Annotated in this window: 6 protein-coding genes; 5 read left to right on the plus strand and 1 reads right to left on the minus strand. The window is 70.3% G+C overall.

Annotated elements, in window-relative coordinates:
• Nucleotides 1-508: 508 nt before the first annotated feature.
• Entirely contained in the window at nt 509-781 is a 273-nt protein-coding gene (locus KY462_16625) for a hypothetical protein (GenBank protein ID MBW3579324.1), read from the plus strand.
• Nucleotides 782-916: 135 nt separating this feature from the next.
• On the opposite strand, the gene KY462_16630 is transcribed toward KY462_16625, so the two are convergent.
• Nucleotides 917-1081, minus strand: a complete 165-nt coding sequence (locus KY462_16630) for a hypothetical protein (protein ID MBW3579325.1) — start codon at nt 1079-1081, stop codon at nt 917-919.
• A gap of 700 nt (nt 1082-1781) precedes the next feature.
• Between KY462_16630 and KY462_16635 the strand changes: the two genes are divergently transcribed.
• From KY462_16635 to KY462_16650, 4 genes are all read left to right on the plus strand, one after another.
• Nucleotides 1782-3422 carry a LuxR C-terminal-related transcriptional regulator gene (locus KY462_16635; GenBank protein ID MBW3579326.1) on the plus strand — a complete coding sequence of 547 codons (1641 nt, stop codon included), beginning with the start codon at nt 1782-1784 and terminating at the stop codon, nt 3420-3422.
• 103 nt (nt 3423-3525) lie between these two features.
• Nucleotides 3526-4101 carry a hypothetical protein gene (locus KY462_16640; protein ID MBW3579327.1) on the plus strand — a complete coding sequence of 192 codons (576 nt, stop codon included), beginning with the start codon at nt 3526-3528 and terminating at the stop codon, nt 4099-4101.
• Between the two features lie 20 nt (nt 4102-4121).
• On the plus strand, nt 4122-4352 hold the full coding sequence (locus KY462_16645) for an NAD(P)-binding protein (GenBank protein ID MBW3579328.1): 231 nt from the start codon (nt 4122-4124) through the stop codon (nt 4350-4352).
• On the plus strand, nt 4343-4538 hold a 196-nt coding region (locus KY462_16650), incomplete at its 3' end, for a tetratricopeptide repeat protein (protein MBW3579329.1). The genes KY462_16645 and KY462_16650, both read left to right, overlap by 10 nt.

Below are 4538 nucleotides of genomic sequence, written 5' to 3' on the forward strand. Positions count from 1 at the left end.
AACGCCTCCTGCGCGAGCTCGGAGGCCACGTCGGCATCGCCGCAGTACAGGCTCACCGCGCCCACGACCCGCGGAAGCTCGCGGGTGTAGAAGTCGTCGAACGGTGTAGTGGACTCCAACGGTCCTCCGGCAGTCATCGCCTCATACACAGACGTTTCAGCCGCCCGCTTGGTTGCGGTCCAATCCCGAACCCGTCCGACAATGATCTACCACAGGGCTAGTACGGCGGTAGCGATCTCCCGTTCTCGTACGGCCCTCGGGCGCTTATGCCGTGTTCCGCGCCGAACGTCGTGCGTGAACTACCGCAGTTTCCCGTAACTCGTGTAGCCGGGCTGCCCCGCCCGAGACACCGCGCTCAGAACCGTGCTTGCCGCGCGGGTTGCGGCCCGTCGGAACCGATCGATGACGCACACGACTACTCGGTCGAGTCAAGTAGGAGAGCGGGCGTCGCCGCCTGGAGCGCGGCTGACGGCCGTAATGTGCTGCTTCTGTGAAGGGAGAGGCCGCCATGTTCATGGACAAGGTCACAACCACCCGCGACGCCGCCGAGGACGTTTGGCGCGAGAGCAGGTTGTTGGATGACCCTCCCGACAGCCTCTTGGCGCTGCTCTCGTGGGAGGAGGACGGTCAGGTCACGACCGTGTCGGTGTGGGAGTCAGCTGCTGACCGAGGTCAAGTGGCGGCGGACCGGATGCTGCCGCTGTTCGAGCGGGGAGTTCTCGGTGAGCGACACGGCTCCCCGCATCCGGTGGAGACGGTGCGGATCTACCTTCGGCCTTGACGTCACTCGAAGCGCACCCGGCGACGCGTCGATCCCCACCAGCGTGATCCACGGCGCGCGTCCCTACTCGCCCCGTAGTACCCGATCGAAGATCGCCGGCCCCGGACGTCCAACCGGTTGCGAACGGCGACTACTTCACTCGGTGACCTCCAGGGAAGGACCGACACGGGCAACCCCCCATCGGGCCCCGATCTCGTCGATGCGTGACTCGTCAGGCGGTCCGGTCACCGATGCAAAGTACTCGGCCTGTTTGGCGAACATGCCTTCGAGCCCGCCGGTGTGATGGTGCCGAAGACCCACGCTGGGCCGTCCGACAGGTTCGCGAACGTGGCGCACGATCCGTGGTAACCAGACGAGCGTTCCGGCACCGGCCTCGAACGTCTCATCCCCGACGCTGAAGGTCATAGTTGCCTCGGGCCGGAGCACAGCGCTTGGTCAACTACCGCTCCGAGCGGTCGGCGTGTTCGATATCCAATGGTCCGGGAACTCCGCGCGGAAGCCGTGGTTGCGGGCGGGTGGTCGTGAGAAGCTCGACACCCATAATGATCCGGCGAGTAGCCGCGCGTGAAACGGTACGCGTGGGCTCGTGCGGGGGGGTAGGCCTCCCTGGCTGACGTCATTCGCTGTCGTTGGCGGTGACGAGCTCGGCGAGAAGGGCGTCTCGGGCGGCGGCGAGGTGCTCGCGGATCATCACTTCGAGTTGGTCGGCGTCGCCTTGGTCGATGGCGTCGAGCATGGCGTGGTGAAGACGTCCGGGTCGGCCACATGCTGGGTGTCAGGATCCCCGGCGGCGCGCCACCGACGCTGGTCGAAGACCTCGCCGAGGCGCAGGTCCACGTGAGCGCCTGGTGGGGACTCCATGCGGGTCTCCCCCCACGTCTGGACGACCGACAGGGACGTCGACCGGTTCCTCGAGGTTCTGGCTGACCACGGCGGTGCGGGCGGCTAGGGCAGCGACGTCGTCTGTAGGGTGGGGCGAGGGCGTGCGGGACAGGTGGAGATGCGATCCTCTGAGGTGCTGACGTCGGGGCGTGAGGCGTACGCCCGGGCGGACTGGACCCAGGCCTTCGGGGCGCTGTCGGCCGCCGATCAGGACCTGGATCTGTCCGCGGACGACCTGCAGCGGTTGGCCGTCGCGGCGTCGCTCACCGGACATGACGACGAGGCCACCGACGCGTCGGAGCGGGCCCACCAGGCGTTCGTCGAGGCGGGGGAGGTCGGACCGGCCGTGCGGTCGGCGTTCTGGCTCGGGGTCCTGCACCTGCGGCGGGGCCAGCACGCGCCCGGTGCGGGATGGATCGCCCGGGCTCGGGACCTCCTGGAGGAGTCCGGTCTCGAGGGTCCGGAGCAGGGCTACGTCCGGATCCCCCAGGCGTTGGGCGCGCTGGATGCGGGCGATCCGCAGACGTCGTTGGCGGCCTTCGAGGAGGTGCGGGCCATCGCGGACCGGTACGACGATCCCGATCTCATGGCGCTGTCCCGGTTGGGGTGCGGACGCGCGCTGGTCGCGATGGCCGACGCGGACCGCGCCGCCGAGATGTTCGACGCCGCGATGGTGGCCGTGACGGCCGGGGACGTCTCTCCGATCCCGGCGGGGATCGTCTACTGCGGGGTCGTCATCGGTTGCCGCGAGATGTTCGACGTCCGCCGGGCCCAGGAGTGGACGGTTGCGCTCAGTCGTTGGGTTGCCCGGCAGCCGGGACTGCAGCCGTACCGCGGTCAGTGCCTGATCCACCGGTCCGAGATCATGCAGCTGCGCGGGGACTGGTCCGAGGCCATGGAGGAGGCCGACCGCGCCTGTGCGCACCTGGAAGGCCCGCCGACGGACCCGGTGATGGGCATGGCCCGCTACCAGCAGGCCGAGCTGCTGCGTCTGCGGGGCGAGTTCGCCCGGGCCGAGGAGTCCTACCGGCAGGCCAGCGAGTGGGGCCATCCCGTCCAGCCCGGGCTCGCCCTCCTGCGGCTGGCGCAGGGCCGGATCGATGACGCCGGGTCCGCGATCCGACGGGTCGTCGAGGAGACCGCCGAGGACCGGATGAAGCGGTCACGGGTCCTGTCGGCGTTCGTCGAGATCACGCTCGCTGCGGGTGATGTCGACGCCGCCCGCGCCGCCACCGACGAGCTGGAGGAGCTCGCCGCCGACCTCGACGTCGTCTACCTGCACGCGGTCGCGGCAACCGCGCGGGGCGCGGTCGTGCTGGCCGACGGTGATCCGCAGACGGCCGGCGTCGCGTTGCGGCGTGCCTGGTCCGCGTGGCAGGAGCTCGACGCCCCCTACGAGGCGGCGCGGGTGCGGTTGCGCATGGCCGAGGCATGCCGGCAGCTCGGGGACGACGACACCGCCGACATGGAGCTGGACGCCGCACGCCGGGTGTTCGAGGGGCTCGGCGCCACCCCGGACCTCGCCCGGGTCGCGGAGCTCGCACCGACCGAGGAGTCCGCGGCGCCGGGCGGGCTCACCCCCCGCGAGGTGGAGGTGCTGCGCCTGGTGGCCACCGGCGCCACGAACCGGGAGGTCGCGGACACGCTCGTGATTAGCGAGAAGACCGTCGCGCGGCACCTCAGCAACATGTTCACCAAGCTGGGCATCTCCTCGCGGTCCGCCGCGACCGCCTGGGCCTACGAGCACGACGTCATGTGAACCCGCGGGTGGCGTCTACACAGAAAGACCCATATCCGCCCGGGATCCAGATATGGGTGTTCCTCCCGAAGCGGTCCGTCGACGGTGCCGCGAGTCTGGGGGCATGGACGTCGGAGCCCGCACCGCAGCGTTAGCAGCACTCGACCTCGGCCCGGACGGGGAGGCGTACGACCTGGCCGTCTCGACGGTGCAGGTGGCCACGATGGCCGACCTCGCGACCGACCTGCGGCGACTCGTGCACGCCGCCCAGGCTGGCAGCCTGGTCGGGGTCGCGTCCTTCGCCACGCTCGGCGAGGTGGAGCCGCTGGCCTACTACGTCGGTGCGCTCACCGCGGTGGCCGCAGACTTCGCCCCACCCCCGTTGACGCCGACCGCCTTCCAGCTGGCCGACCCGACCCGGCTCGCCCACCGGCTGCGTCAGGTCGGGCTGACGGAGGTCCGCGTGCGGACGGCGACCCGGTCGGTGCGGTTCGACTCGGCACAGCACCTGCTGGAGGCCGTCACCCGTACCGACCCGATCGGGGCACAGCGCCTCGAGGCACTGACGGACCGGCAGGCCAGCGACGTCGAGCAGGTGCTCGACGGCATGTTCCGCGAACGGTCCGGCGGCTCCCGGGGAGCGGCGCTGCGCGCCGTCATCAACGTCGGGCGGGGCCGGATCGCAGGGAAGACCCGATGAACGAACCAGGAGGAGCCCCTATGGACACCCGCACCCGGACCGGATCAGACCGCGAAGACATCGAGACCGTCATCATCGGCGCCGGGCAGGCCGGCCTCGCCGTCGGCCAGCAGCTCACCGAACGGGGCCGACCGTTCGTGATCCTGGAGGCCGCAGAACGCATCGGGGACAACTGGCGGCGCCACTACGACTCCCTGAAGCTCTACAACCCCGCGAAGCTCTGCTCGCTGCCGGGGCTGCCGTGGCGGTGATCGTCCGCCTGCTCGGGTTCCCGGTGTGGGCGGGCATCGTCCCCGGCCTGATCGTCTTCTTCGGGACCTACATCGTCCTCGCCCGGCGGATCGCCACCCGGATCCAGGCGCTCTCGCAGACGGCGCAGCGCGAGCTGTCCGCGCCGTCGGCCAACGTCCGCGAGCAGAAGGTGAAGATAGACAAGG

It is taken from the genome of Actinomycetota bacterium (assembly GCA_019347675.1).
GTDB lineage: Bacteria > Actinomycetota > Nitriliruptoria > Nitriliruptorales > JAHWKO01 > JAHWKW01.

What these genes read in the sequence shown, in the direction of transcription:
- KY462_16625 (MBW3579324.1), top strand. Translation starts at nt 509, where the DNA reads ATGTTCATGGACAAGGTCACAACCACCCGCGACGCCGCCGAGGACGTT.
- KY462_16635 (MBW3579326.1), top strand. Translation starts at nt 1,782, where the DNA reads ATGCGATCCTCTGAGGTGCTGACGTCGGGGCGTGAGGCGTACGCCCGG.
- KY462_16640 (MBW3579327.1), top strand. Translation starts at nt 3,526, where the DNA reads ATGGACGTCGGAGCCCGCACCGCAGCGTTAGCAGCACTCGACCTCGGC.
- KY462_16645 (MBW3579328.1), top strand. Translation starts at nt 4,122, where the DNA reads ATGGACACCCGCACCCGGACCGGATCAGACCGCGAAGACATCGAGACC.